Here is a 24,686-nt window from a genome sequence, read left to right as displayed (position 1 = left end):
GGCATCCCCTAACCCGTGCGCACCCTGGTGCGGAGGACAGCATGAGCAACATCCAGCTTGATATCGAATGGACCGAAGCAGCATCTCGCAAGATCGAAAAACTGATGCCGCGTGGCGGTCAGGAAGCGTACCTCGCGCTGCCGCCCGTCGAATGCCTGCCGATGGAAGGCGACGTGCTGTTTCTCGGCCCGGCTGGCAAGCAGCAGCCGTTCATTGTCGCGGAGCGCCAGTATCACCATGACGGCGACGCCGACTGGACCATCATCCTGATTCTGGATGTCCCGCAAGCAACCCACTGATCGCTGACGGCGCGCCGGTGGCCTCAGGGCCGCCCCACCTGTCCAGCGTGTCCGCGCGCCGCTGTCGCCCGCGCCCGAATTCAGGCGATCTTCGACACCACGCGAATCTCCGCGTGCTCGATCCAATCCGCGGCCGCCTTCTTATAAGCCTGGATATGCGCGGATTTCGCATGCGCCGCGAGCGCATCCTGGCTTTCCCACCGCTCGATGAACACGAACCGGCGCGGCTCCTGCACGTCGCGGTGCAAGTCGTACTGCAGTACACCCGCTTCTTTGCGCGTCGGTCCGACGATGCCTTCGAGGGCCTCGCTCAACCGCTCCTCATGTCCCGGTTTCGCCACCGAAATTGCGACCACCGCGATTTCCGCCATGCCCGATCTCCTATTTTCGAAAATCAGCAGCATACCCGCCGATCGCTGAACCTGCCGGCGAGGGCGCCGGCCAGCATAGCGACGCACGAATCTCGCCTCTGCCCGCCATGCCGCGCCACCGTCACGTCGCGCCAGAATCCGCCCGGCAGAGCAGTGCCAAGCCCGCCGCTCGAATGGCCACATCGGCGCCTACAGCGGCACTAGCGTGTGAGCACCGTCGGCGCCTGGAGTTTGGCGGGCGACCTCTGGGCGCCCTGCTACCCTCGGCGTGGTACGGTAACTCATTGCGATTGAGAATCGGTTTCGCGCGTGGCAAGAGCGCGGGACGCTCCGGCGCATTACCGCAACGGCTTGTCGCACAGCCGTAGGCAGCCGTTTTGCAGACAATTTTCGCGCCCATGCGTTTGTGATAACCCGCACATTGTCGCGCGCTGCAAACTGCTAGACTCATTTTGACCAATTCGCCGGAGTCCAGCGTGGCTGGTACCGCCCTCCGTGTTCGCGGGACGCGTTCGTTTCGTTCCGGCGGCGCTTCGGGTGGGCGAGCGCTACGCGCCGAATGGGTTTGCGTGCCCCTTCATTCCCTTGCCGCAACGATCCCATGTCAGCTCTCATGCCCGCTTCTATGCCATCCGTCAGCGAATTGACCGTGAGCGGCCTGCTCCCGCACCTGGTCCGCGGCGAGTCGGGCTGGACCGCGACCTGGCGCGCGCTGACATTGCACAGCGTGTTCCAGCCGGTGCTGTCGGTCACGCATCAGTGCGTGGTCGGCTACGAGGGGCTGTTGCGCGCGTTCGATCCGGTCGGTCTGCCCGTCTCGCCCGAAGTATTGTTCTCCGGCACGCGCACGGCCGCCGAAGCGCGCGAACTCGATCGCATCGCGCGCTGCCTGCATGTGGCGAACTTCATGGAGCAAGGCATCAGCACCGGGTGGCTGTTTCTGAACACGCGCCCGCAGGTGTTCGAAACCGGCTGGCCGCAGCGCGCTTTCATCGACGAGTTGTCCGCGCATTTCGGGCTGCCGCAGGAGCGCATCGTGATCGAAGTGCTCGAGCAGCCCGCCGACGATGAATCCGCCGTCGCCAGCATGCTCGCCGCCTCGCAGCCGCGCGATTTTCTGATCGCGATCGACGACTTCGGCACCGGCTTCTCGAACTTCGATCGCGTGTGGCGCTTCCGCCCCGACATCGTCAAACTCGACCGTTCGCTCGTCGCGCGCGCGGGCAAGCGCGAGGGCGACGAATCGATGATCAGCCATCTGATCGCGATGCTGCATCAGTCGGGCACGCTCGTGCTCGCCGAAGGCGTCGAAACCGATGAAGAGCTGATGATCCTGATGCAGGCCGACGTCGATTTCGTGCAGGGGTTCTGGTTCGGTCAGCCAAAGAGCAGCGTGCTGGCCGCCTGCACGAAGGTGCCTGCGCTCGTCGCGTCGATCTGGAGCAAGTTCGCCGAGTACGAGCGTGCGCATGCCGGCCACCAGCGGCTCGGGTTCGAGGGCTTCGCGGAAGCGGTGCTGGCCGCCGTCGACACCTACAAGGCGACCGGTGACCTCGAACAGGCCGCGCAAAAGGTCTGGCATCTGCCCGAAGCGCGCCGCGTGTTCCTCACCGACGGCCTGGGCGAGCAGACCCAGCCTTCGGTGACGGCGGCGTCGGTCCCGCCGCCTCCGAAGCGGCTCGCGCCGCTCTATACGGAGACGCGCAGCAACTGGTCGCGTCGCGCGTATTTCCGGCACGCGCTCGCGGCGCCGGGCCGCGTTGCGATGATGGGGCCGCATTTTTCGCTCGCCGATGGTCAGGACTGCTACACCGCGGCGATCGCGTTCGAGCGCGACGGCACGCACGTGCTGTGCGTCGACTTTGTGCCGGAGGCGTCGCCGCCGGATGTGCGCACCGGCAGACGCGGCGCGAGACGTTAGCGACCCGCGCCGCTACTCGTGCGCGCGGCCGCGCCCCGACTTGACCTCGCTGCGCCTGGCCTTGCTGTCGAGCCGCCGCAGGTTCGACGCGCGAGTCGGCCGCGTCGCGACCCGATGCTTGCGGGCCACGCTGACGCTTTCGATCAGTTCATCGAGCCGCGCGAGCGCCGCCGCACGGTTCATCTCCTGGGTCCGATGCTCCTGCGCCTTGATGATCACGACGCCGTCGCGCGTGAGCCGGTGGTCGGACAGCGCGAGCAGACGCATCTTCAGCACTTCCGGCAGCGACGAGGCACGCACGTCGAAACGCAGATGGATCGCGCTCGACACCTTGTTGACGTTCTGACCACCCGCCCCCTGCGCGCGCACGGCGGTCAATTCGATTTCGTTGGGCGGGACTGGATAGCGGGATGTCATGGGTGGTCGGGAAGGAAGATGCGTCAGTGTACAAGCGCTCGACGCGAGATGCCCGAACTCGCGGGAAGGCGGCGGAGCGCCCGGTGCGGCGCCCGGCGGCACCGGCTCGCGAACGCTACGAAAAAAACCATTTGCGTCGGCCCGACCGGTTCATCGATACTGGTTCTTTCGCTTACGGCGTAAATTCATATGAAAATCCGTCCCGGTTTCGTGCTCGAACTGGCCGTCAACTTTCTGCTGCCGTGGCTTGCTTACCGGCTCGCGTTGCCGCGGGTCGGCGAGACCGGCGCGCTGATCGCGTCCGCCGTGCCGCCGCTCGTGTGGAGCGCGATCGAGCTCGCGCGCTTCAGGCGCGTCGATGCGCTCAGCGTGATGGTGGTGGCGGGCATCGTGCTGTCGGTCGCGGCCATGGCGCTCGGGGGCAGTCCGCGCATGCTGCTGTTGCGCGAGTCGCTGGTGTCCGGCGTGGTCGGCGTCGTGTTCCTGCTGTCACTGCCGATGCGTCGTCCTCTGATCTTCTACCTCGCGCGCGCGACGGTCGCTCGCGAAATGGAAGGCGGCGCCGCGCATTTCGAGGCGCTATGGCGCGAGCGCCCCGGTCTCGCCACCGCGATGCGAACCATGACGCTCGTGTGGGGCATTGGGCTGACCGCCGAAACCGCGCTACGCGCGTGGATGGCGCTGACGTGGCCGATCGAACGCTTCCTCGTCGTGTCGCCCTTTATCGGCTACGGCATCTACGCGGGACTCGCGCTGTGGACACTGTGGTATCGCAGGACGATGCGCAGCCGCGTCGAGGCCATCGAGCGGGCGAGCGGGGTTGCCGGTTGAGCGCCGCTCGCACCACAAGTCCGCCACTTCGCTTTTTCTGCCTGCTGCCGCGCGATCAACGCGATGCTTCGGCAATCCGCGCGGCCAGCCCCGAATCACGCTGCGTCGGCGTCGCGATCGCCTGCGCGAGCACGGCCCGCGCGCCGATCACCTCGACGCGTTCGCGCGCGCGAGTAATCGCCGTATACACGAGCTCACGCGACAACACCCGGCTGAACGCCGACGGCAGCACCAGCACCGCTTGCTCGAACTCCGAACCTTGCGACTTGTGGACCGTCAGCGCGAACGCGGTGTCGTGCGGCGGCAGCGCGGCCGGCGACACCGCGCGCGCGCCGCCGTCGCCGGTGCGGAAGTACACGCGCAGCGCGCCACCCGCGCCCGGCAGCGCAATGCCGATGTCGCCATTGAACAGACCCAGCGCGTAATCGTTGCGCGTCACCATCACCGGACGTCCGGCAAACCACTGCGCGCCGACCGCGAGCGTGACGCCCGCGGCGCGGCGCACCTCAGCCGCCATCGCCGCGTTGACCTGATCGACGCCGCGGGGTCCGAGCCGCGTCGCACAGAGGATGCGGAAACGGTTGAGCGCGTCGAAGAGCGGCACTGGATCGGGCGTATCGACGGCGAGCACCCTGGCAAGCGCGTCGGCGTACGGCGCGAAACCACCGGCAAGTCTTGCGGTGGTGCGCTCGGCCAGCGTCGTGTGAGCGTCCTCGTGCAGCGCCGCGGCGCAGACCTCGGTCGGGTCGATCTGCAATACGTCGAGCGCCGCGCTCGGTGAGCCGTTGCGAATCGCGACGGACAAACGGCCGATCGGCGACTCGAGGCCGAACCGGTAGTTGCGCTCGAGCCAGACGACGCAGTCCGCGAGCGGGTTGCGTTCGATCGCCGATCGCTTATCGCGATCCGCCTGCTCGCCAGTCACCGATGTCACGCCGTCACCGAACAGATCGCCCGACGCGGGTGACTCGAAGGTTTGCGGCGTCTCGGGCGGCGCAAATAAATCGTCCAACGGTGCTTCATCGACTTCACGCAACGCGCGCGGCAAAGCCCGCGCGAGCCGCGCCTCGTCGATGTCGAGCGCCTGCGCTACCCATTGCAATCCGCGCGCGCTCAACGCCGGCCGCGCGCTGAGTTCGGCGAACACCGCGCCGGCTTCCACCGCGGCGAGCTGGTCCTTGTCACCGAGCATCACGAGCCGCGTTTGCGGCCCGATCGCGTCGAGCAGATGCGTGGCCATCGCCACGTCGATCATCGACGCCTCGTCGATCACGACCACGTCATACGGCAACGGATTATCGCGATGATGCCGGAAGCGCCCGCCCGGCCCCGACCCCAGCAAGCGATGCAGCGTGTACGACGTCTGCGGCAAACGCGCGGCGAGTTCGGGCGGCAGGTCGCCCGCGCGCGCGAGCAACGCTTCCTGCATCCGTTGCGCCGCCTTGCCGGTCGGCGCCGCCAGCGCGATGCGCAAATCGGCGCGCGCATCGAGCAGACACGCAAGCACACCGACCACGGTCGTGGTCTTGCCGGTTCCCGGGCCGCCGCTGACGATCGTCAGCCGCCCCGACAGCGCCATCACGGCCGCGACGCGTTGCCAGTCGACGTCGTCGTCTCGCGGCGGACCGAAGTAGCGCAGCAGGCGTTCGCGCAAAGCGGCGGGGGCGGTGTCCGCGTCGGCCTTCGCGGTGCTCGCCTCGCCCGTCGCATGCGCGACCAGGGCGTGGGCCAGGCGCCGCTCGTAGTCGTAGTAGCGCGCGAGATAGAGACGCCCCTGCGCGTCGATCACGAGCGGGCGCAACGCCGCCGCGCCCGCCGCGTCCGCCGCGCCATCGCTTGCCATGCCGCTCGCGAGCAGCGCCGCGCGCACTTCGGCGCTCGACGCGTCGAAGCGGCGCGCGAGCGTCGCGAGCGGCACGCACACGTGCCCTTCGGCGGTCGCGCGGCTCGCGGCGAACGCGCCGCGCGCGGCCCACTTCACCACCTCGGTCGATGCGCCACCGCGCCGCGCGAGCATGCCGATACGGCGCGCGAACCCTTCGGCCAGCGCGATGCTGAAATCGGCCGGCGCGGGCAGGTTGACGCCGATGTCTTCGAGCCCGAGCGGCGCGGCCGTGGGCTCATCAAGCGTGCCGGACGTGCTCATGCGCCACCTCCGATCATCGCCGCGTCGAGCAGCGCCACCAGTTCGAACGGCGCACGCCGCCTGTGCACACCGGCGGCGCCGTCGACATCGCGCCAGTCGGGCCGCACGCCGCGCACGAACAGATACAGGTAGCCGCCGATATGCGTGTCGTATGCATAGTCGCGCACGCGCGTCTTCAGATAGCGATGCAACGCGACCGTATAAAGCAGCGCCTGCAGGTGGTACGCGTGACTCGCCATCGCCGCTTCGAGCGGCGCGGCCGCGTAGTCGGCGGCGGTGTCGCCGAGATGGTTCGACTTCCAGTCGACGATCCAGAAGCGGCCGTCGTGCTCGACGATCATGTCGATAAATCCTTTGACGAACCCGCGCAGCATGCCGGGCTCCAGCGCGACATCGGGATAGCCGTATTCGATCAGCAGTTCGCGCAGCGCCGGAAAATCCAGCGACGGGGCCGCGAACAGAAACTCGAGTTCGTTCAGGCGCCGACGCGGATCGAGCCGCGCGAGCGTCATGCCCGGCACGAGTTCGGTCGAGACGACGTCGGCGATCAGCCGATGCATCATCACGGGCAAGCGCACGGCGAGCTCGGGCGCGGCCGGCGCCGGACGCTCGCGCAGCGCGCCGCGGATCGCGTCGGGCCAGGTGCGCGCCTCGGTGAAATCGGCGAGTTCGAACATCCGATGCAGGCAATCGCCTGCCGCCGCGCCGCGCGGGAACGCGAGGATGTCGTCGTCGGCATGCGCCGGGGCGCTCGACGCGGCGAGCGGTGTGAGCAGCGGCGCGGAGGGTAGCGCATCGGCGATTTCATCGTGGTCGGGCCGCACGTCTTCCTGCGGCGCGTGCGCGTGCGCATCCCCGCTCCTGCCGCCGGCCGCGATCAGCCCGCTGAAACTTGCCATGCGCCACTGATCGCGCAACGGCCGCCGATTCGCGCGCGCGTGCAGATGCGCGCCCTGATCCCGCAGACTTTCGAGCGGCACGCGGCGCGTCACTTCGGGCAGCGCCCGCAACGTGACCGGTCCGCCCGCGAGCGCCTGCCAGCTCGCCGCGAGCGCGGCTTCGTCGGGCGGCTCGGCGAGCCAGGCGTCGAACGTGTGGCCGCTGCCGCCGACGAGCCAGTTCAGCACGCTGCGCCGCGACTCCTTCGTCGAGCGCGACGACAGATAAGTGCCCGCGACCAGGTAGCAGCGATACACCGCGCGCGTGAGCGCCACATAGACGAGCCGCGCGCGTTCCGCCGCCTGCTCACGCACCGCGTAACGCGAGGCGCGCTCGGCTTCCTCTTCGTCGCAACCGTAGTGCAGCACCGCGTCGCCGCTGTCGTCGTGATACTCGCGCGCGTCGGGCAAGCCCGACGAGGGCGGCTCGCGCAAGCCGCCATCGTTCAGGAACGGACAGAACACGACCGCGTATTCGAGTCCCTTCGATTTATGGACCGTGACGATCTGCACGAGATTGCGATCCGACTCGAGCCGCAGTTGCGCCTCGTCACCGCCGCCCTGCTCGCGCTGCGCGGCGAGCCAGCGCAAGGTAGGCGCGATACCGGGCTGGGTGGCCGCGCGCGCCTGTACGAGCTCGGCGAGATGGTTCACGTTGGTCAGCCGACGCTCACCGTCGACACCCGCGACGAGCCGCTGCGCGACGCGCAGCTCGCGCACCAGCGTGCGCCACATCACCGCGAAGCCGCGTTCGTGCCACAGCATCCGGTAGCGCGAAAAACGCTCGACCCAGCCCATCGCGTCGGCGACGTCGAGCGCCGGCGCGGGTTCGTCAACGGCCGCGGCCGCGGGCGCATCGGCGACCTGCGTGAGACGCCACAGCGCGGCGGCATCGAGCCCGAGCCAGTCGGTGGCGAGCGCGGCGCGCAGGCGACGCAGATCGCCGGGCGTGTCGATGGCGGCCAGCACGCGCTCGATCTGCTCGGCGTCGAGCGTCGCGAACACCGACGCCTGCGCAAGCTCCACGCTGCCGACGCCCCACGCCGCGAGCACGCGTTTGACGAGGCTGCCCTGCTTGTGCGTCTGCACGAGCACGGCGATATCGCCCGGTGCGAGCGGCTTGTCGCCGATCGTTACGACACCTTCGCGCGCCCCTCGCAAAAGCCGCACGATCTCGGCCGCGCACGCTTCGCTCGCGGCGCGCTGCGCGCTGCGTTTGTCCAGCGGCGTTTCGCCGCGCGGCAACGTCCAGATGCGGAAATCGCCGCCGCTCGCGTCGGGATCGGCAAACGGCGCGCGGCGCCGCTCGCCCGCACGCACTGGCTGATAGTCGAGCCCATCGAGCACGAACGCCTGGCGGTTCGCTTCGAAGATCCGGTTGCACGCCTCGACGATCGGGGCGGTCGAACGCTGGTTGACCGCGAGCGTGTAGCACGCGGACGCCGACTCGCGCGCCGCGAGATACGTATGCAGATCCGCCGCGCGAAAACTGTAGATCGCCTGCTTTGGATCGCCGACGAGGAACAGCGGTCCCGCCGGCGCGAAGATGCGGCTGAAGATCGCGAATTGCAGCGGATCGGTGTCCTGGAACTCGTCGATCAGCGCGGCCGGATAGCGGCTACGCAATGCATCGGCGAGCCAGGGATGCGCGGCCAGTGCGCGATACAGATTCGCGAGCAGATCGTCGAACGATACAACGCGGCGCGTGCGCTTGCGCGCCACCAACTCGGCCGGCGCGTAGTCGAGCCATGTCTGCACCAGCGCGAGCCAGCGCGCGCGCTGGGCGGCCTCGGCGGCGACCACGGCCGCGGCCAGCGCGTCGGCATGCTCGAAGAACGGATGTGCGGGCGGCTCGAACTTGACCCTGGTTGCCTTCTTCAACGCCGACGCCGTCAGCTTCAGCGCGGCGCGCGGCGGCGGCGCATGGCAGTCGCCCTGCGCGAAGTAGTCGGTCCACGCGGCGATCGCGGCGCTCACGTGATCGGGCTTGTGCGTGGTCTTGCTCAGGCGCTCCTGTGCCTCGGCCAGTAGCGCGACGATCGCGTCGCGTTCGGCCCGCCAGATCGCGCACGCGACATCGAAGCCGGCCTGCGGATCGGCGCTTGCGCCGGCCGCGTCGACGCTGCCCCAGCGCAATTGCGCGAGCGGCTTTTTCAGGCGCCGTGCCAGCTGCTCGTCGAGCGACGCGGGACCGGCGCGCTTGGCCACCAGCCACGCGGCGAACGCCGGATGCGCATGCGCGACCGGCTCGACCTGCTCGCGCCAGAAATCGGCGGCGAGTTCGAAACGCAGCGCCGCGTCGTCGGCTTCCATCTCGAACGCGAATGGCATCGCGGCGGCGAACGGCGCTTCCTGCAACGCGCGCTGACAGAACGCGTGGATCGTGTGGATCGCGGCCTGATCGAACGTGCGCAGCGCGCGGCGCACGACCTTCAACGCGGCCTCGCGCTCGATACCGCGCTCGGGCGCGAGCGTCGTTTCGAACAGCCGGCGGATGAACGGATCGTCGCCGTCGTCGTCCATCTCGATCGCGCGATGCAGTTCCGCGAGACGGCCGCGTATGCGCTCGTGCAGCTCCGCGGTCGCGGCCTTCGTGAACGTGACGACGAGAATCTGATCCGCGTTCAGGTTCTTTTCCAGCAGCAGCCGCACGTACAGCGCGCAGATGTTCCACGTCTTGCCGGTGCCCGCCGACGCTTCGATCTGGTTCACGCCGTCGAGCGGACATGCAAACACGTCGAGTTCGTCGGCGGCGAGGCTTTGATGGCGCAGCGCGTCGCTCATGAGGCGCTCCGCAAATGCTGGATCAGTGGCTTGAAGACGATAGCGGCGAGGCTGCCGAACGGTTCGTCGAGCGTGAGCAGTGTGCCGCGCAGCGCGATGCGCAACGCGGGGTCGTCGGATTCGCCGCGCACGCGGTCGTTGATCCACACGCCCTGCGCCGCCGATTCGCTTTCGCTGACCCTCGCCCATGCGCTTTTCGGGAAAAAGCGCAGCGGCAGCCGGCGGCCGGCATTGAAGAGCGCAGCCAACGGCGCGAGTTCGTCGAGCGGAGCCGCGACGGGCGCCAGCTCGAAGCTCTCGCCGCTGCCGTGCCATACGGTGCGACGCGGGCCGTCCGGCTGCGCCGCGCAATAGACCAGATGCGCGAGCCACGCGGACAGATAGTCGCGCGCGCTGGCTTTGGCATAACGAAAGATCACTTGTCCCGTTCCGGTCAGCAGGTTCAACGTGCCGCGCAATTGCAGCGGCGTTTCGGCGGACTCGCGCAGCAGCGCGTCGTAGTCGCCAAACAGGGAGACGGCGCTGTCGGTGCCATCGCCGCCTTGCGGCCAGCGCGGCGAGACGTCGAGCACGAACGGCAAACGCTCGACGCCCGAGGCCACTTCGCGCCGCACGCTTTGCGCCAACTGCCGCAGCGCGGACAACTCGCGCGCGCGCCACACCGCGCCGGTCGCGCCGCCGGGCAACTCGGGGCTCGCCTCGGCGACGCGCTGCACGCGGCTATACATCACCTCGTCGTCGGTGCCGGCGTCTAGCAGCACCGGCAGCACGCGCTCGGCGAGCGCGTCGCGGCCCGCATAGTCCAGATCGAACGGCTCGGTGTCGAGCAACTCGCCCTGCGCATCCGACAACGCGATACCGAGCCGGTCGCGCAGCAGTGCGCGCGCCGGATGACGCCAGAAGCGCACGAAGTCGTCGAACTCCACCTCGTGCATATCTTCCGGCGGCAGCGGTTGATCGAAGAACGGCGTGGCGGCCGCATGCTGCGGTTCGGCAAGCAGCGTGGCCAGTTCGGCGCGATCGGCGTCGTAGGTGAACAGGTCGGGCTTCGCCGCGAAGTAGTCCGACGCGAACGCCTGCAACGGATGCTCGACGATGAACTCGCGCCGCGCGCTGTCGACCTCGGCCGGACTCGCGTCCTCGCCCGCCGACACCTGCGCGAGATGATCGAGCAGTTCGTCGACGAGCGCGGCCGGCGGCAGCGGCGCGTTATCGCGAATGCTGCGGCCCGTGTAGGCGATGAAGAGCCGCTCGCGCGCGGCGAGCAGCAGATCGAGGAACAGATTGCGCTCGTCGTCGCGGCGCTGACGGTCGCCGGCCTTGCCAAACGCGGCCATCAGATCGAATTCGTCGGCGCGTGCGAGCGACGGCAGCACGCCGTCGTCCATGCCGAGCAGGCAGACCACGCGGAACGGCAAACCACGCAAGCTCGTCAGCGAAGAAAACGTCACGCTGCCCCACGGCACGCCGCCGCGGGCGGGGTCGTCGAGCGCTTCAGTAAGCGCGGTGCGCACCACCGACGCCGGCAGCAACACATCATGCGCGCCGGCCTGCATCGCGGCGCTCATCGCATCGAGCGCGTCGCGCACGGCCGCGAGCGAATCGGCGAACTCGACGCCGCCGTCGAAGCACTGCCCGAGCGTTTCGAGCAGCAGTTGCGACCAGTCGGACGGCGTGCGCTCGATCGCGCAGCTCGCCGCGAAGCTGTCGATGTCGTCGACGAAACGCGACAGACGGCCGAGCAGTTCAGCATCCGAACCGCCCGCGCCTTCGACCGGCAGCCACGCATCGACCGGCTCGCCGCCTGCCGGCATCGCGTAGCCGAGGTACAGGCGCGTCAGCGCATCGGCGAACGTATGACGCGCGACCGGCACGTGTTCACCCAACGGTTCGAGCGGCGCGAGCCCGCGCCGCGCGCCGGCGGCCGCGAGCCATTCCTGCGCGGCTTCGAGCGAATTCGCATCGATGCCGTAGCGCACCGCGACCGCATCGACGCGCAGCCATTCGATCAGATCCGGCGCGCCGACGCTGCGCTCGGGCAGCGCGAGCCAATCGAGCAACAGACGCGCGACCGGATTGGCCTGCGACGGCGGCAGGCCGGTAATGCGGTACGGAATGCGGCGCGTGTCGTTGGCTGGCGTGGTGCCGAACACCGCATCGATCAGCGGACCGGCCGCCGCGAGATCGGACACGGCGACCAGCACATCGGACGGTTGGAGATCGTCGAACTCGTCGAACCAGCCTAGCAGGCGATCGTGCAGCACTTCGAGCTGCCGCGACAGGCTATGGCAGACATGCACCTCTATGCCGCGCTCGATCGGCAGCTCGCGGGCATCGGCTTCGTCGCGCAAAGCGAGGATGCCGTTCTGCACGGCGGCGAGCCAGCTCGGCTCCGGGTTTTCGGTGAATTCGCCGGTCTCGGCCGATGCGGCGCTTTCGGTCAGCTCATGCAGCATATGCAGCTGCGCCTGAGTCTGGCGGCCCCATTCGGCGAGCAGCGGATGACCGACTTCCTGATAGTCGAGCTGCCCCGCCGCGTCGAGTGCCTGCACGCGCCCTTCGCTGACCACGTCGAACCAGAACTCGCGGCACGGGTTCATCACGTACAGACGCACGTCGATCCAGCGCGACAGCGCGCGCAGCAACGCGATATGCAGCGGCGGCATGGTCGGCAGCGCGAACACGCTGACCGCCTCGGGCCATCGCGCGTTCGAGATCGCCTCGAGATCGAGCGCCGCGATTTCATCGAGGAACCGATACGCGGGCGGCAGCGCGGCCGCGGATGTTTGCGCATGACCGCCGGCTTGCGCGAGCTCGGCAAGAACCGCGCGCCACAGCGCCGCCTGCCAGCGCTCGTCCTCGCGCGCCGCGTCGCTCGCGCCGGTCAGACGCGGACCGGTGTCGTCAGCCGCGCCGCTCGCGAAGATCGAGCCGCCCTTGTGCCATTGCAGCAGCCATTCGGGGCGATAGGTCAGATAGTGATCGAGCACCGTCGCGACGCGCCGTGCCAGCTCGTAGCGCATCGACGCGTCGGCCGCATCGAGATAGGTGCGCAGACGCGGCGACGCGTTCCACGGCAGCGCTTCGTCTGAGTCGCCGAGCAGCCGGTAGCAGCGCCACACGAGCCGGTCCGGCGCGAACGGCGAATGCTTCGGCACCTCGATCACGCCGCCGATCTGCGCCCACAGCCATTGCGCGAGATAACCAAAGTTAACGTTCGCGCAGATGCCCTGGCGCGCGGCGATATCGAGCTCGAGCCGCCGGCGCACGGCCGCGCTCGGCACGATCACGGGCCGCGCGGTCCACGGGTCGGACGGCGCTTGCGCGAGGTTGTCGAGCAGCGCGCCCACCAGCGTTTCGTAGCGGTTCGAGTAGAAGAGCTGAAGCATGGATTCCAGATCACATTTGGCACGCCGATGGCCCGCGAGCGATGCGCGCGAGCCACGGCGGACATTGAAGCGACAGCATAACAAACCAATCCCCAGGGCATAACCTGGCCGAATGGACGAGGTCAGAACGTGCGCAAAATCAGTTAGACTCGACGGCAGTTTCGCGCTGTCTTTCCAACTGCGGTTTTCTCAGTGAATGGATTCAGGTAGTCGATGCGCTATTCGGTCGAAATAAGAAAATTCCTTTATAGCCAGTACTTTTATGGCGGCCTGCGCATCGCGGTCGGCGTGTCGTTACCGGCCATCCTGTGCCTGATCGTGTTTCACAATCGTGACCTCGGCTTCACGATCGCGACCGGCGCGCTCGGCGCTTGCGTCGTCGACATGCCGGGCCCGCTCAAGTACAAGCACAACGAGATGCTGGCCTGCTCGGTGATCGGCTTTCTGTCCGCGCTCGCCACCGGCCTCGCCACCGTCAATCCGATCGCGCTGTGGTGCACGGTCGTGCCGCTCACGTTCGTGCTGTCGCTAATCGTCGTGTACGGCAATCGCTGGCCGCAGATCAGCTTCGCGACGCTGTTCATGATGATCATGACGCTGGTGGAGCACTTCACGCCCTTGCAGGCGCTCGTCAACGCGTCGTGGATCCTGCTCGGCGGTCTCTGGTACACGTACTGGTCGACCTTCGTGAGCCGCTGGATGATGCATCGGATCGAGCAGCAGGCGCTCGCCGAAAGCGTGTTCGCGTGCGCGGACTATCTGCTCGCGCGCGCCGCCTTCTACGATCTCGACAACGATCTCGACGAGTGCTATCGCAACCTCGTCGACAAGCAGATCTCCGCGGTCGATCGCCAGGACGCCGCGCGCGACATCGTGCTGCGCAATCTGCCCAAGTTGAAGCGCGGCAAGCTCGAACCACGCCGCGCGATGCTCTACAACCTGTTCATCAATACCGTCGATCTGCACGAGCTGTTCGTCGGCGCGCAAACCGATTACACGCTCGTGCGCAGCACGTTCGGCGGCTCCGATCTGCTGGTGTTCTATCGCGATCTGATCCGCAAGGCGGCCGAAGATCTCGAGGAGATCGGCCTCGCGGTGCTGCAGAACCAGGCGCCGCGCATGCGCGTGAACGTGAAGGCGGAATTGCGCGCGATCGAGTATGAAATCGAACTGATGCGCAAGCAGGAGTTGCCGACGCAGAACCCGGAGGCGTATTCGGCCGTGTCGTCGAATTTCCGCCGCATCTGGAGCGCCACGCGGCTGATCGACAAGATGCGCCGAAGCCTTACCAACGAGCCGGGCCCGACCGAAACCGAACTGCGCATCGACCAGGCGCTGAGCCGTTTCGTGTCGAGCCGGCGCGTGCCGTTCGGGCAGATCCTGTCGAATCTGACGATGGCCTCGCCGAGCTTTCGACACGCGTTGCGCGTGACGATCGCGGTCGCCGTGGGCTTCTGGCTCGGCCGCCTGCTGCCGCTCACGAACGCGTACTGGATCGTGATGACCACCGTGATCATTCTGAAGCCCGGCTACTCGCTGACCAAGCAGCGCAACGGGCAGCGGATCATCGGCACGCTGATCGGCTGCGCGGCGAGCATCGCGCTGATCATCTTCGTGAAGGAGCCCCACATCCTGATGGTCGTGATGTTCGCGTCGATGGTGATGAGCTACAGCCTGCTGCTGTTCAACTACACGGCGAGCGTCGTGTTCACGTCATCATATGTGCTGCTGCTGTTCCATCTGCTCGCGCCGGGCAGCATGCGCATCATCGGCGAGCGCGCGATCGACACCGTAGTCGGCTGCGCGATCGCGATCGCGGCGAGCCACCTGTTCCCGTACTGGGAGTACCGCTTGATGGGCAAGCTCGTCAACAACATGATCAGCGCGACGCGGCAGTATCTCGAAGCGAGCTGGTGGTGGAGCGGTAAGCCGGCCGCGGCGGTGGTCGCGGCCGTGACCGAAGCGGGCGCGCGCGCGCCGGCGGCGGCGATGGCGGATCCGGCGATCGGCTTTGGCGGCCCGGCGCTCGCCGTCGCCGGAGCCGGAGCCGAAGTGGCGAGTGGCGTCCGTGCGCGCGGCGCTGGGCGCGCCGGCGTGGCACAGCCGGTCGCCGACGCCAATGCCGAGGCGAACGCGGGCGAGGCCGGCCATGACACCACCACCATCCGCAACGCGACCGCGCGCCCGGCAAGCGGTGCATCGGCCGCCGCTGCCGCCGCGGCGACCGCGCTCGACCGCGATTACCGTTATCGGCTCGCGCGCAAGAACGTTCACGTTGCGTTCGCGAATCTCGGTCAGGCGTTCCAGCGGATGATGCTCGAACCGAAGTCCGCGCAGAAGTTCGTGCCGGAGTTGAACGGTCTGCTGGTGCGCAGCCATGTGCTCGCGTCGCAGATCACGGCCGCCGCGCCGCTGTTGCGCACTTCCGCGCAACAGCAGCACCAGGTCGAGGATATCTCGCTACAGCCGCTGCAGCGCGCTTTGAGCCTCGTGCGCGACAACCTGAGCGCCGCCGAAGCCGGCACCGCGTTGCCCGCCGAGCAGGGCGAGCAGATCAAACTGATGAGTCGCGAACTCGATGCGATGGTCGTCGAAACGGAGAAATCGCCGGACTATACGGCCGATGCCGTGCATGACACGAAGCTGCTCGCGCATCAATGCAAGCAGATGCTCGCAGCGTCCGCGCAGATTCGCAAGGACGCGAGCATGATCCGGCTACCGGAGGAGTGAAGCAGGAAGCGCGCGGGCGTTATTGCGCGGCGCCGCTCGCCGGTTTCATCGCGGTGGCCGCCGCAGCCTCCGAGGCCACCGGCGGCACCTGCGTGGGCTGGCTGTCGAACTGGTGCTTTTCGCGGATCGCGTTATAGAACAGCGTGGCAATCACCAGCAGGATCGCCACCACGATAAAGACGGAGATGCCAAAGGTCGGATTCTTCTTGCGCAGCGGTCTGGTCATGAAGCGGGCTCGATTCGCGAAGCAGTCGCGGATGGGTCGGAGAAGGCGGCATTCTACGCCCAGTGGGCTTGCACGCGGCTTGCAGCCGGGGGAGCCGTATGGATGCGCTGTGGCGCGTTTACTGTCGAGGCAGCAAGCGGCGCTCCTGACGGCACGCGATCTGCCTCGTGTTACTGCTGGTGATTTTGGTCTGTGATCCGGCATTCGAAAAAGGTACTGCAAGCGCAGTCGCGAGCGCGCGTGCGCCCTCCTTCCATCATGCGGGTCGATGATCCTTGAGCCAGTCACGCAGCGCATCGTTCATTCGCGTTTGCCAACCCTCTCCCGTCGCCTTGAATGCATCGACCACGTCGGCATCGTAGCGAACCGTCAGCAGGACCTTCGGCGTCTCGAGACGCGGACGTCCTCGGGCGCCCACGCGCTTCAACTTTTTGAAATCATCGGCGGGCACCTCATCATTATTTGTAGATACACAATGTCGCGCGTTAGCCGTTATTTGTGACAGTCACAGCCGGCCGCACCGGCAACGCCGTCGAATACTTGATCTGCTCCATCGCGAAGCTGGAACTCACGTCGTACAGCGGCACGGCCGTGATCAACTGTTTGTAGATCCGGTCGTAATCGTCGATATCGGAGACCACCACGCGCAGCAGATAGTCGGTCTCGCCGCTCATCCGGTAGACCTCGACCACTTCGGGAATATCGCGCACCGCTTGCGTAAATGCGGCGGCCCATGTCTCCGTGTGCTGATTCGTCCGTACCGCCACGAACACCGTGGTTCCGACCCCGAGCTTGCGCGCGTCGCACAGCGCCACCTGCGCGCGAATCACGCCCGCCTCCTTCAGGCGCTGCAGCCGCTTCCAGCAAGGCGTCTGGGACAGGTTCACGCGCTGCGCGAGTTCGGCGATCGGCATCGTCGCGTCTGCCTGCAGCAATTCGAGCAGCTTCCGATCGATGATATCCATACTCATACCACCACCCCTCATAGGAAATTATTCTACTTTTCTGACGGTCGAGGAAATTATATGGAAACTCTTTCTCCGGGCAAACCGGTATAAATATCGATACCGAAAATTGCCGAACGGCAGCGCCCGCGCTGCAATGAAACCATGAGCGACGACCTTCGCGCCACCGCTTTCGAGCACCTTCCCGACTACCTGAAGTCGCTGCCGGACCCGGCCCGACTTGAAGCGGCCGCGTTACCGACACAAACGCTGGGCGAGATCGGGCGCACACCGCTCGAGCGCCTGTGCGACACGCTCGACGCGATGTTCGAAGCCTGCGCGAAATTTTCGGAGCCGTCGCATTCGAGGTTCTTCGCGCGCACCATGCGGCTCGCGCTCGCCGAGGCGGCCGCCGACCCGGCGCTGCTCGCACCGATGCAACGCGAAGGTTCCGCCGACACCTATCGGCGCCATCTGCTCATCGCCGATCCGCAAGGCCGCTATGCGATTGCCGCGCTGGTCTGGCAGCCCGGCCAGGCGAGCCCCGTGCACGCGCATCACACCTGGTGCGGTTACGCGGTGGTCGAGGGCAAGCTGAGCGAAACGGTCTTCGAATGGGACGATGCGCATCAATGCGCGAGCGCGCTGCGCGCTCAGACGCGCAAACGCGGCGCAGTGTCGTTCGTGCGCGGCGGCCGTGCTGCGATTCATCGGCTTGGCAACAGCAGTGATGCGCCGGCGGTGTCGCTGCATATCTATGGCGTCGAAGGCGCGCGGATCGGCACGCACGTGAACGACATCGTGCGCATGGCCGACGCGGCGGAGATGGTTTGACGGTTGCACGTCACGACGTGAGGTGACGTGACCTCACGTATTCGCGCGATTACGCGATTACGCGGTCACGCGAACATACAAGCGTGACCGTCGTCGCACGGCCCCCAACACCCCCCGCCTCAATTCTTCCCACCCACATCACCCGCCGTCGGAATCTGCGGCGGAATCGGCGCGGTCTGTCCGGTCGTCGGCGGCGCCGGACGCGGTTCGTGCGACACGTCACGCGCGGGCGCAAGCGGCACCTGTGTCGACGCGCGCGCCGACGGGCCAACGACGCCCACCTCATACTCAGCTTCGCGCGGATACTCGTGCGCCGCTTCGCGGTCTCTTTCGCGAGTGGGTTCATGCGCCCTTTGATGGATTTTGCCGCGCTCGCCGTCCCGCGCCCGCTGCTGCGCCTCGCCATGCGCATGCCGGCTGTCATCGGCACCGGCATTCACAGGCGCGACGAACCCGGTCATCTCATCGTCGCGCAGCGGCTCGCCCTCGCTATCCTTCGACGATGTGTACACCCGCATCTGCGCGACCGGAATCTCGATGCCCGCCTCGTCCATCTTGCGCTTGAGCCGCAGGTTGAACGCGCGCGCGACGCTCCATTGCTGCAGCGGCCGCGTCTTGATCTGCCCTTTGACGACCATCCAGTTCGGATCGAAGCGGTCGAGGCCCCACACCTCGATCGGCCCGAGCATCTCGCGCCGGTAGCGGAAGTCGGCCATCAGCTCCGCGCCGACTTCGCGAATCAGCTGCGTGATCTCGTCGACATCGGTCGAGAACGACATGCGCACCTCGAACACCGCGTACGCGAAATCGCGCGACAGGTTCTTCACGATCTTGATCTGCGAGAACGGAATCGCGTGGATCGCGCCCTGCCCGTCGCGCAGCCGCACGGTGCGGATCGACAGATGCTCGACCGTGCCCGCATGCCCGCCATCGACGTCGATCCAGTCGCCGACCGAGACCGTGTCCTCGATGATGATGAAGAGCCCGGTGATCAGGTCGGTCACCAGCGACTGCGCGCCGAAACCGATCGCCAGACCGATCACGCCCGCGCCCGCGAGCAGCGGCGTCACGTTGATGCCGAGGTTCGCGGCGGTGACGATCCCACCGATCGTCATGATCGTGACGAGCAAGACGTTACGCACCAGCGGCAACATCGTGCGGGCGCGCATGCTCGGGCTGCGCGCCTTGTTGCGCGGGCTGCCCGGATTGAGCGTCTCGGTGATCGCGGTGTCCACCAGAATCCACAGCAGCCACGCGATGAACACGGTGGCGACGATCGCCGTCATCGCATGCGCGACGCCGCGCGCCGCCACGTTCCTCTCGATCACCGCGGCCAGCGACACGCCCCACAGACGCGCCGCGGATTCGAAGAAAAACAGCCAGATGAACAATGTCAGCAACGTGCCGCAAAAGCGCAGCAGCCGCGTCAGATACGGCGAGCGGCGCCGCGCGCGGGCGCTGCGCGGCCGCGTCATGCGCAGCACGATCGCCGACAGGAAGAACGCCAGCACCAGCAGCAGCGCGGTGACGATCGAGATCTGCAGCACGTTTTCGCTGGAGCCGGAGCCGCCGAGCGTCGCGACCACCGACGCGGCCGAGAGCACCAGCACCGGCAGGTGCCACAGCGCGGCGAGCACCTCGAACGCATCGGTCGCGGCCTTGTGATCGTTGCGCTGTTCGTACGACCGGTTGCGGATCAGATGCGCGACCGGCCGGCGAAACGCGAGCGCGAAATAGCCGGTCAGCACGGCGGCCGTCATGTTGGCCGCGGTCGAAATCAGCGCGGCGAGGTTGGTGCCGAGCTGATGCTCGACGTCGTAATTGACGGCTGCGTCGCCGAGCGCGCCGCACACGCCGATCACGAACAGCACGCGGCGCGCGTGATCGATCAGCAGGCGCACCGCGACGCGGCGGTGGCCCGAGCCGAACAGCGAAAACATGATCAGACAGATCGCGGAAAACACCGCGCCCGCGACGATCGCATACGCGACCACCATGCCGAGCGTGCGGCCGAGCGCATCGGGCATCGCGCGCATGAACAGCAGCGCCGCGACGAACGCGATGATCCACGGACCGACGCGGCGCAACGCGAAGATCAGCAGCTCGCGCGTGGTGGGATTGGGCCGCAGCACCAGCTCGACACCGAAGCGCCGGTGCAGCCGTTGCTGCAGATAGATCAGCGCGCCGGCACAGGCGCCCCAGCCGGCCAGCATCCCCAGCATCGCCAACAGGATCGTGCCGACACCCTCGTGTCCCTGGCCCGAGACGATCGTGTACAGCTCGTTGCCGGCCGCGGTCACGCGCCCGCTCCAGTAGCGCACCGGCGTGCGGCCCTGATGCACGTCGGATTCGAACGATGCGATACCCGAGGCGATCGCGCCGAGCAGGCCCGGGCTAGGTTGCGCGGACGCGGGCGCGGGTGGCCCGACGGTTTGCGCGGCGCTTTGCGACACATCGCGCAGCTTTTTCAGCTGGGCAACGAGCGCGTTGCGCTGGCGGTCGTTGTCGAGCGTGGCGATCACGCTGTCGAGCGAGCGCGCCAACTCCGCCTGGCTCGCGGGCGACGGCGCCGACGCCGCCTCGGGCGCCGACGCCCCCGATGCCGCGGACGCAGGCGTTGCGTTCACCGTCGCGCTGTTGATCAGGCTCTGCAATGCCGGGATCACGGGCGTGCCGCCGCCGACCGCGGGGCCCGCGGCTTGCGCCATGCGCGGCAGCGCGCCGAGGCACAGAATCAGCGCGGCGCACAGCAGCACGGCAAACCAACCGACGGCATCTGTGCTCGCGCGCGGGCGGGCGTCGCCGCTGGCAGTGTCGCGAGCGGTGTGAGCGTAGGAGAGATGGGGGGCGCTGAGAATCGCCGGCTGCTGCCCGCCGCCAGACGGCGCAGCCTCGGACTCACGCTGCGACGGGCATGACTGCATGGCAATCCGTGAGAAAACGGCAGACGCCAGTGTAGCCGCAGTTTCGCCCGGCGCGGCCGAACATGCGTAACCGAATGTTAGTACGCTTGCGCGGCCGGCGAATTCGAACCGCGGGTCGTCAGTACGCGACCGTCGCGATCTGGCGGATGAAGCGGCCCTGCTCCAGTTCGTCGACGAACGCGATCGCGTAGTCTTCGGCCGAAATGCGGCTGTTGCCGTCCGCGTCCGCAATCAGCGTGTTCGCGCCCGTGCGGAACTTGCCGGTGCGCTCGCCCGGCGCGATTAGCGCGGCTGGCGCGAAGAACGTCCAGTCGAGATCGGTCACGCCGCGGTAGTACTCGAAGGCGTCGCGGTGCGCGAGTGCAATACCCTTGTACGCGTCCGGAAAGCTGTCGGTATCGACCAGTTGTTTGCCCGGTGCGACTTCGAGCGAGCCCGCGCCGCCTACCACGACGACGCGCTTCAGCCCCGCCGCGCGCACCCCCTCGACCAGCGCGCGTGTCGCTTGCGTCAGCGTGGCGAGATCGCCCTGCGGCGGCGCATACGCGCTTGCGACCACGTCCTGACCGCGCACCGCCGCGCCGACGCTCGCGGCGTCGAGCAGATCGGCCTGCGCCGCATGCAGATTCGCGACGCCGGCCGGCACCCGCGCCGGATCGCGCACCAGCGCCGTCACCTGGTGCCCGCGACGCGCGGCTTCCGCGGCAATCCGCGAACCGATCACGCCAGTCGCGCCAAACAGGGCGATCTTCAGTTGCTTGCTCATATCAGCATACTCCTCAGGTTGTCTTATATGTAACCATTATAGTTACATATCACGAGAAAAAAAGCGGGGCGCTCACCCCGTTCCTTTGTTTGGCACGCGTGCCGGAATAGTTCGACCCGCGCCCTACGACACTGCGCTTCTATCGTTCACCGCCGCCGCGTCTTGCGCGCGAAGGCACGCTCAAGCACGGCGCTTGCGCTCGCGCTGCTTCTCCGAGCGGACCACGTCGGCGGTCGCGTCGGCGAGCGTGCGCGCGGCCAGCGTCGCTTCCATTGCCTGCTGCGCTTCGTCGATGATCCCGCTCAACACGCTCTGGATATTGCGCCCCACCATGCACGCTGGATTTGGCTCCTCGCGATGCAACGCGAACAACTGCGCGTCTTCCACCGCGCGATAGACGTCGAGCAACGTGATCCGTTCCGGCCGCCGCGCAAGCAACGCGCCGCCACCGGCGCCCATCTGCGAGGTGGTGAGGCCGGCGTCGGAGAGCATGATCAGAAGCCGGCGAATGAGCGCGGGATTGGTGTTCACGCTGCCCGCGATCATCTCCGACGACAACGGCACGCCGCCCTGTAGCGACAACAGCGCGAGCACATGCACGGCAAAGGCAAACCGGCTACTCGTGTTCACGGCAGATCCGTCCCGAAACGACAATGTGTAACCATCGTAATTACATATAACGCTAATGTCAAACGGCGAAACCGGATCGAACGGCGCGAGTCATTTATCCATCTGCTTCTGCGCGTCGGCGGAATCGGTCGATGCAGTCGACGAAGCCGACGCGCCCGCATTCTGCGCCGACCACGCCTGCAACTTGCGCCCCGCCGTTTCGAGGCCCTGGCCCGTGATCGACGCGGCCTTGCCGAGCTGCGCGTTGGCCGCGCTCGCCGCGTTCTGCACGTTGGCCTGCGCGCTCGACGCGAGCGCGGCCGGGTCGATCTTGAGCGACGGCGCGGAGGCCGAGTCGAGGTTCTGTTGCGCGGCGTCCTTGGTCGCGTCGACCTGTTGGCCGACGTAGCTCGCGGCCTGATCGAGCTTCTGACCGGCAAGCTGCGCGGCGTCGTTCAGCTTGCCCGCGACCTGGCCGGCCGACGCGTCGTTCTTCTGGCACGCGGCCAGCGCGCCGAACACGAGGACCACGACCGCCGCGCGGTGCAATAACGATGAGGAAAGAGATGAAATCATGATCTGGAAGGAGCCGCGTCGGGCGGCTCGCACATGCGAAGACGTGCCCATGATACCGCCGTTGCGCCGCGCGGCCGCTTCGGATCGCCCTGGGGAGTTGGTCGCGGTTCTGTCGAACCTGATGGAGCTGACGTCCGCGCGAATCAAAAGGCGACCCTTCCCTCAACGATCGTCTTCGGCGCGCGCCTCTTGCCGCGGCAGTATTGCGAAGCCCCAATTAGCAAATAAAAGTTGATTATGTCGCCAATCATGTACGGCTAGTTTGTGTCAATCGCCGAGCTTACGATGGCATCACTTCATCACACACGTCGGAGAGACATCATGGCTAACGTTCAACAGGGTGGTTTCAAGCGGGTATGGTTCATCACCGGCGCATCGCGAGGCATCGGCGCATTGATAGCTGAAGCTGCGCTCGCGGACGGCAACGCGGTGGTGGCCGCCGGACGCAAGGTCGCGGCGATCAGCGAGCGTCTTGGCGAGTCGGCTGCGTTGCTGCCGGTGGAGCTGGACGTGACCAACGAGGCCCAGGCAAAGGCGGCGGTGCAGGCCGCGATTGAAAAATTTGGCCGCGTCGACGTGTTGGTCAACAACGCCGGGTTCGGTCTCCTTGGCGCGGTGGAAGAATCCGCCGACAACCAAGTGCGTCGCATGTACGACACGAATGTCTTCGGCTTGCTCAACGTCACGCGCGCTGTATTGCCGACCATGCGCGCGAACCGCTCGGGCCACGTGATCAATGTTTCATCGATTGGCGGCTATCGTGCCGCGGCGGGCTTTGGCGTGTATTCGTCGACGAAGTTCGCCGTCGAAGGCATCACGGAAGCGTTGCATGCCGAGTTGAGACCGCTGGGCATTCACGCGACAGTCGTCGAGCCGGGGTATTTTCGTACCGACTTTCTCGATGCGTCCTCGCTGGTCGTGGCGCCCGAGGTGATCGACGATTACGACGAAACCTCGGGTGCGGTTCGCCGCAACGCCATGCAATTGAATCACAACCAGCCTGGCGACCCGACCAGGCTTGCGGCCGCGATGATCGCGCTGGTCGACGCGGCGTCCCCGCCGTTGCGCCTGCCGCTTGGGACGGACACGCTGGCCGCCATCGCTGCGAAAAACGCTTATGTGACGCAGGAAACGGAAACGTGGAAACAGCTGTCGTCTTCGACCGACTTCGCTGCCTGAGCGAAGAAAGCGGCGGTTCGGCATGGGTTGAGCCGCTGTTCACCTGAATGACCGTTGTAGCCTGGAAGTCGGGACTTCTGTAGGTGATGACGGGAACTGCACGAGAGGCGCGAATACCACCGGGCCAGTTAGTTCACCGGCGTCAAGATCGGTGCGCCGGCCTTCTTCAGCAGGAATACCGGGAATTTAGCCAGTTTGGTCTGACTGGCATTGCGCCCGAACCCTGCGAGGATTGATGCAATCTGGCGAGCACATCGATGTACTCGCAGCTGGGCGGCACGCGGATCGCGCACCGAGTCCCGAGACCACGTGCAGCAACGAGCGTCGACTTGCAGCGGCGCTCGCCTCAACATCGCTCAACAGCGCCCCACAATTCAGAATCTTCCGACAGTTGCAGGCGAAACACCTCCCTATAGTCGCGGCTGCTTTTGGGGAGTGCTGTTTCGATGAAACTGATCGACTGGATCGTCACCCTCGCCATCACGCTGATGGCGATCGTTTTTTTGTGCGCGCGCCGGCTGCCCACCTGGTCGCACGACACCCGCGCTCGACATATGAAAGGGACCCGTTTGCTGATGCAGGCTGCGTGTGCACTGTGGGCGGCGCTGCTGGGTGTCACGCACGGCCTGTTTGCCGTCGAGGGTCTTGCCGGCATTCGGCCAACACCGGCCGAAACGTTCGCCGGCATCGCCGTGCTGCTGGCATGCGGTTGCTACTGGTCGGTGCGCGGCAGAAGACTGCTGAAGCCGCGGCGGATTTTCGCCGGTTGATGCGCGGGCGAGCGCCATCCGCGCCGCACGAT

At 66.9% G+C, this 24,686-nt stretch carries 19 protein-coding genes; 7 read left to right on the top strand and 12 right to left on the bottom strand.

Translation table 11 applies throughout. The features are described from left to right. The first annotated feature begins 41 nt into the window (after positions 1-41). The gene (locus OKW28_RS22565) at positions 42-299 is read left to right on the top strand and encodes a hypothetical protein (RefSeq protein WP_008923870.1); all 258 of its coding nucleotides are present in this window, start codon (positions 42-44) and stop codon (positions 297-299) included. An 80-nt stretch (positions 300-379) separates the two neighbouring features. Here the strand turns inward: OKW28_RS22565 and OKW28_RS22560 are convergent, their stop codons facing one another. Next, the gene (locus OKW28_RS22560; RefSeq protein WP_429449074.1) at positions 380-670 is read right to left on the bottom strand and encodes a putative quinol monooxygenase; all 291 of its coding nucleotides are present in this window, start codon (positions 668-670) and stop codon (positions 380-382) included. A 625-nt stretch (positions 671-1,295) separates the two neighbouring features. On the opposite strand from OKW28_RS22560, the gene OKW28_RS22555 reads away from it, so the two are divergent. Beyond that, positions 1,296-2,591, top strand: a complete 1,296-nt coding sequence (locus OKW28_RS22555; RefSeq protein ID WP_429454411.1) for an EAL domain-containing protein — start codon at positions 1,296-1,298, stop codon at positions 2,589-2,591. Between the two features lie 12 nt (positions 2,592-2,603). Here the strand turns inward: OKW28_RS22555 and arfB are convergent, their stop codons facing one another. Next, complete coding sequence (gene arfB, locus OKW28_RS22550; RefSeq protein ID WP_429449072.1) at positions 2,604-3,008, bottom strand: alternative ribosome rescue aminoacyl-tRNA hydrolase ArfB; 405 nt, start codon at positions 3,006-3,008, stop codon at positions 2,604-2,606. 189 nt (positions 3,009-3,197) lie between these two features. On the opposite strand from arfB, the gene OKW28_RS22545 reads away from it, so the two are divergent. Next, positions 3,198-3,839, top strand: coding sequence for a VC0807 family protein (locus OKW28_RS22545; protein WP_429449070.1), 642 nt, complete (start codon positions 3,198-3,200; stop codon positions 3,837-3,839). Positions 3,840-3,894: 55 nt separating this feature from the next. On the opposite strand, the gene OKW28_RS22540 is transcribed toward OKW28_RS22545, so the two are convergent. The 3 genes from OKW28_RS22540 to recC are packed head-to-tail and all read right to left on the bottom strand — an operon-like array spanning position 3,895 to position 13,096. Next, entirely contained in the window at positions 3,895-5,985 is a 2,091-nt protein-coding gene (locus OKW28_RS22540) for an AAA family ATPase (protein WP_429449068.1), read from the bottom strand. Beyond that, positions 5,982-9,707, bottom strand: coding sequence for an exodeoxyribonuclease V subunit beta (recB, locus tag OKW28_RS22535; protein ID WP_429449066.1), 3,726 nt, complete (start codon positions 9,705-9,707; stop codon positions 5,982-5,984). Before recB ends, OKW28_RS22540 begins: the two co-directional genes overlap by 4 nt. Continuing rightward, positions 9,704-13,096 (bottom strand): exodeoxyribonuclease V subunit gamma, encoded by a 3,393-nt coding sequence (gene recC / locus OKW28_RS22530; RefSeq protein ID WP_429449064.1) that lies wholly within the window; start codon positions 13,094-13,096, stop codon positions 9,704-9,706. The genes recB and recC overlap by 4 nt, the downstream gene beginning before the upstream one ends. Before the next feature lie 213 nt (positions 13,097-13,309). On the opposite strand from recC, the gene OKW28_RS22525 reads away from it, so the two are divergent. Beyond that, the gene (locus OKW28_RS22525; protein WP_429449063.1) at positions 13,310-15,826 is read left to right on the top strand and encodes an FUSC family protein; all 2,517 of its coding nucleotides are present in this window, start codon (positions 13,310-13,312) and stop codon (positions 15,824-15,826) included. Between the two features lie 19 nt (positions 15,827-15,845). Here OKW28_RS22525 and OKW28_RS22520 read toward each other — a convergent pair whose 3' ends face one another. The 3 genes from OKW28_RS22520 to OKW28_RS22510 all read right to left on the bottom strand — a co-directional run bounded on the left by OKW28_RS22520 (position 15,846) and on the right by OKW28_RS22510 (position 17,023). Continuing rightward, complete coding sequence (locus tag OKW28_RS22520) at positions 15,846-16,052, bottom strand: hypothetical protein (RefSeq protein WP_429449061.1); 207 nt, start codon at positions 16,050-16,052, stop codon at positions 15,846-15,848. A 256-nt stretch (positions 16,053-16,308) separates the two neighbouring features. Further along, positions 16,309-16,557, bottom strand: coding sequence for a BrnA antitoxin family protein (locus OKW28_RS22515; protein ID WP_429454409.1), 249 nt, complete (start codon positions 16,555-16,557; stop codon positions 16,309-16,311). Further along, positions 16,538-17,023, bottom strand: a complete 486-nt coding sequence (locus OKW28_RS22510) for an Lrp/AsnC family transcriptional regulator (protein WP_090804098.1) — start codon at positions 17,021-17,023, stop codon at positions 16,538-16,540. Before OKW28_RS22510 ends, OKW28_RS22515 begins: the two co-directional genes overlap by 20 nt. A gap of 138 nt (positions 17,024-17,161) precedes the next feature. Here OKW28_RS22510 and OKW28_RS22505 point away from each other — a divergent pair, with 138 nt between their 5' ends. Continuing rightward, on the top strand, positions 17,162-17,830 hold the full coding sequence (locus OKW28_RS22505) for a cysteine dioxygenase (protein WP_429449059.1): 669 nt from the start codon (positions 17,162-17,164) through the stop codon (positions 17,828-17,830). Positions 17,831-17,949: 119 nt separating this feature from the next. On the opposite strand, the gene OKW28_RS22500 is transcribed toward OKW28_RS22505, so the two are convergent. The 4 genes from OKW28_RS22500 to OKW28_RS22485 all read right to left on the bottom strand — a co-directional run bounded on the left by OKW28_RS22500 (position 17,950) and on the right by OKW28_RS22485 (position 22,705). Further along, positions 17,950-20,754 (bottom strand): mechanosensitive ion channel family protein, encoded by a 2,805-nt coding sequence (locus tag OKW28_RS22500; protein ID WP_429449058.1) that lies wholly within the window; start codon positions 20,752-20,754, stop codon positions 17,950-17,952. A 118-nt stretch (positions 20,755-20,872) separates the two neighbouring features. After that, complete coding sequence (locus tag OKW28_RS22495) at positions 20,873-21,520, bottom strand: NAD(P)-dependent oxidoreductase (RefSeq protein WP_429449056.1); 648 nt, start codon at positions 21,518-21,520, stop codon at positions 20,873-20,875. A 180-nt stretch (positions 21,521-21,700) separates the two neighbouring features. Continuing rightward, positions 21,701-22,150: an Rrf2 family transcriptional regulator gene (locus tag OKW28_RS22490; protein ID WP_018418385.1), complete on the bottom strand. Its 450-nt coding sequence runs from the start codon at positions 22,148-22,150 to the stop codon at positions 21,701-21,703. Positions 22,151-22,240: 90 nt separating this feature from the next. Then, on the bottom strand, positions 22,241-22,705 hold the full coding sequence (locus OKW28_RS22485; protein WP_429454408.1) for a hypothetical protein: 465 nt from the start codon (positions 22,703-22,705) through the stop codon (positions 22,241-22,243). A gap of 321 nt (positions 22,706-23,026) precedes the next feature. Here OKW28_RS22485 and OKW28_RS22480 point away from each other — a divergent pair, with 321 nt between their 5' ends. Both OKW28_RS22480 and OKW28_RS22475 read left to right on the top strand, forming a co-directional pair. Beyond that, a complete protein-coding gene (locus tag OKW28_RS22480) occupies positions 23,027-23,884 on the top strand; it encodes an oxidoreductase (protein WP_429449055.1) in 858 nt (285 codons plus the stop codon). A gap of 446 nt (positions 23,885-24,330) precedes the next feature. Then, positions 24,331-24,654 carry a hypothetical protein gene (locus OKW28_RS22475; RefSeq protein ID WP_429449054.1) on the top strand — a complete coding sequence of 108 codons (324 nt, stop codon included), beginning with the start codon at positions 24,331-24,333 and terminating at the stop codon, positions 24,652-24,654. Positions 24,655-24,686 lie beyond the last annotated feature (32 nt).

The sequence above is a fragment of the Paraburkholderia sp. 40 genome (genome assembly GCF_050434105.1).
In the GTDB taxonomy this organism is placed as follows: Bacteria; Pseudomonadota; Gammaproteobacteria; order Burkholderiales; family Burkholderiaceae; genus Paraburkholderia; species Paraburkholderia tuberum.
The sequence above is the reverse complement of the archived record's forward strand: the minus strand, read 5'-3'. Positions and strand labels throughout refer to the sequence as shown.

Coding starts and splice junctions, on each gene's coding strand:
- OKW28_RS22540 (WP_429449068.1), bottom strand. CDS start 5,985: ATGAGCACGTCCGGCACGCTTGATGAGCCCACGGCCGCGCCGCTCGGG.
- arfB (WP_429449072.1), bottom strand. CDS start 3,008: ATGACATCCCGCTATCCAGTCCCGCCCAACGAAATCGAATTGACCGCC.
- OKW28_RS22525 (WP_429449063.1), top strand. CDS start 13,310: ATGCGCTATTCGGTCGAAATAAGAAAATTCCTTTATAGCCAGTACTTT.
- OKW28_RS22555 (WP_429454411.1), top strand. CDS start 1,296: ATGCCATCCGTCAGCGAATTGACCGTGAGCGGCCTGCTCCCGCACCTG.
- recC (WP_429449064.1), bottom strand. CDS start 13,096: ATGCTTCAGCTCTTCTACTCGAACCGCTACGAAACGCTGGTGGGCGCG.
- OKW28_RS22500 (WP_429449058.1), bottom strand. CDS start 20,754: ATGCAGTCATGCCCGTCGCAGCGTGAGTCCGAGGCTGCGCCGTCTGGC.
- OKW28_RS22565 (WP_008923870.1), top strand. CDS start 42: ATGAGCAACATCCAGCTTGATATCGAATGGACCGAAGCAGCATCTCGC.
- OKW28_RS22505 (WP_429449059.1), top strand. CDS start 17,162: ATGAGCGACGACCTTCGCGCCACCGCTTTCGAGCACCTTCCCGACTAC.
- OKW28_RS22480 (WP_429449055.1), top strand. CDS start 23,027: ATGGCTAACGTTCAACAGGGTGGTTTCAAGCGGGTATGGTTCATCACC.
- OKW28_RS22495 (WP_429449056.1), bottom strand. CDS start 21,520: ATGAGCAAGCAACTGAAGATCGCCCTGTTTGGCGCGACTGGCGTGATC.
- OKW28_RS22510 (WP_090804098.1), bottom strand. CDS start 17,023: ATGAGTATGGATATCATCGATCGGAAGCTGCTCGAATTGCTGCAGGCA.
- OKW28_RS22485 (WP_429454408.1), bottom strand. CDS start 22,705: ATGATTTCATCTCTTTCCTCATCGTTATTGCACCGCGCGGCGGTCGTG.
- OKW28_RS22545 (WP_429449070.1), top strand. CDS start 3,198: ATGAAAATCCGTCCCGGTTTCGTGCTCGAACTGGCCGTCAACTTTCTG.
- recB (WP_429449066.1), bottom strand. CDS start 9,707: ATGAGCGACGCGCTGCGCCATCAAAGCCTCGCCGCCGACGAACTCGAC.
- OKW28_RS22520 (WP_429449061.1), bottom strand. CDS start 16,052: ATGACCAGACCGCTGCGCAAGAAGAATCCGACCTTTGGCATCTCCGTC.
- OKW28_RS22475 (WP_429449054.1), top strand. CDS start 24,331: ATGAAACTGATCGACTGGATCGTCACCCTCGCCATCACGCTGATGGCG.
- OKW28_RS22560 (WP_429449074.1), bottom strand. CDS start 670: ATGGCGGAAATCGCGGTGGTCGCAATTTCGGTGGCGAAACCGGGACAT.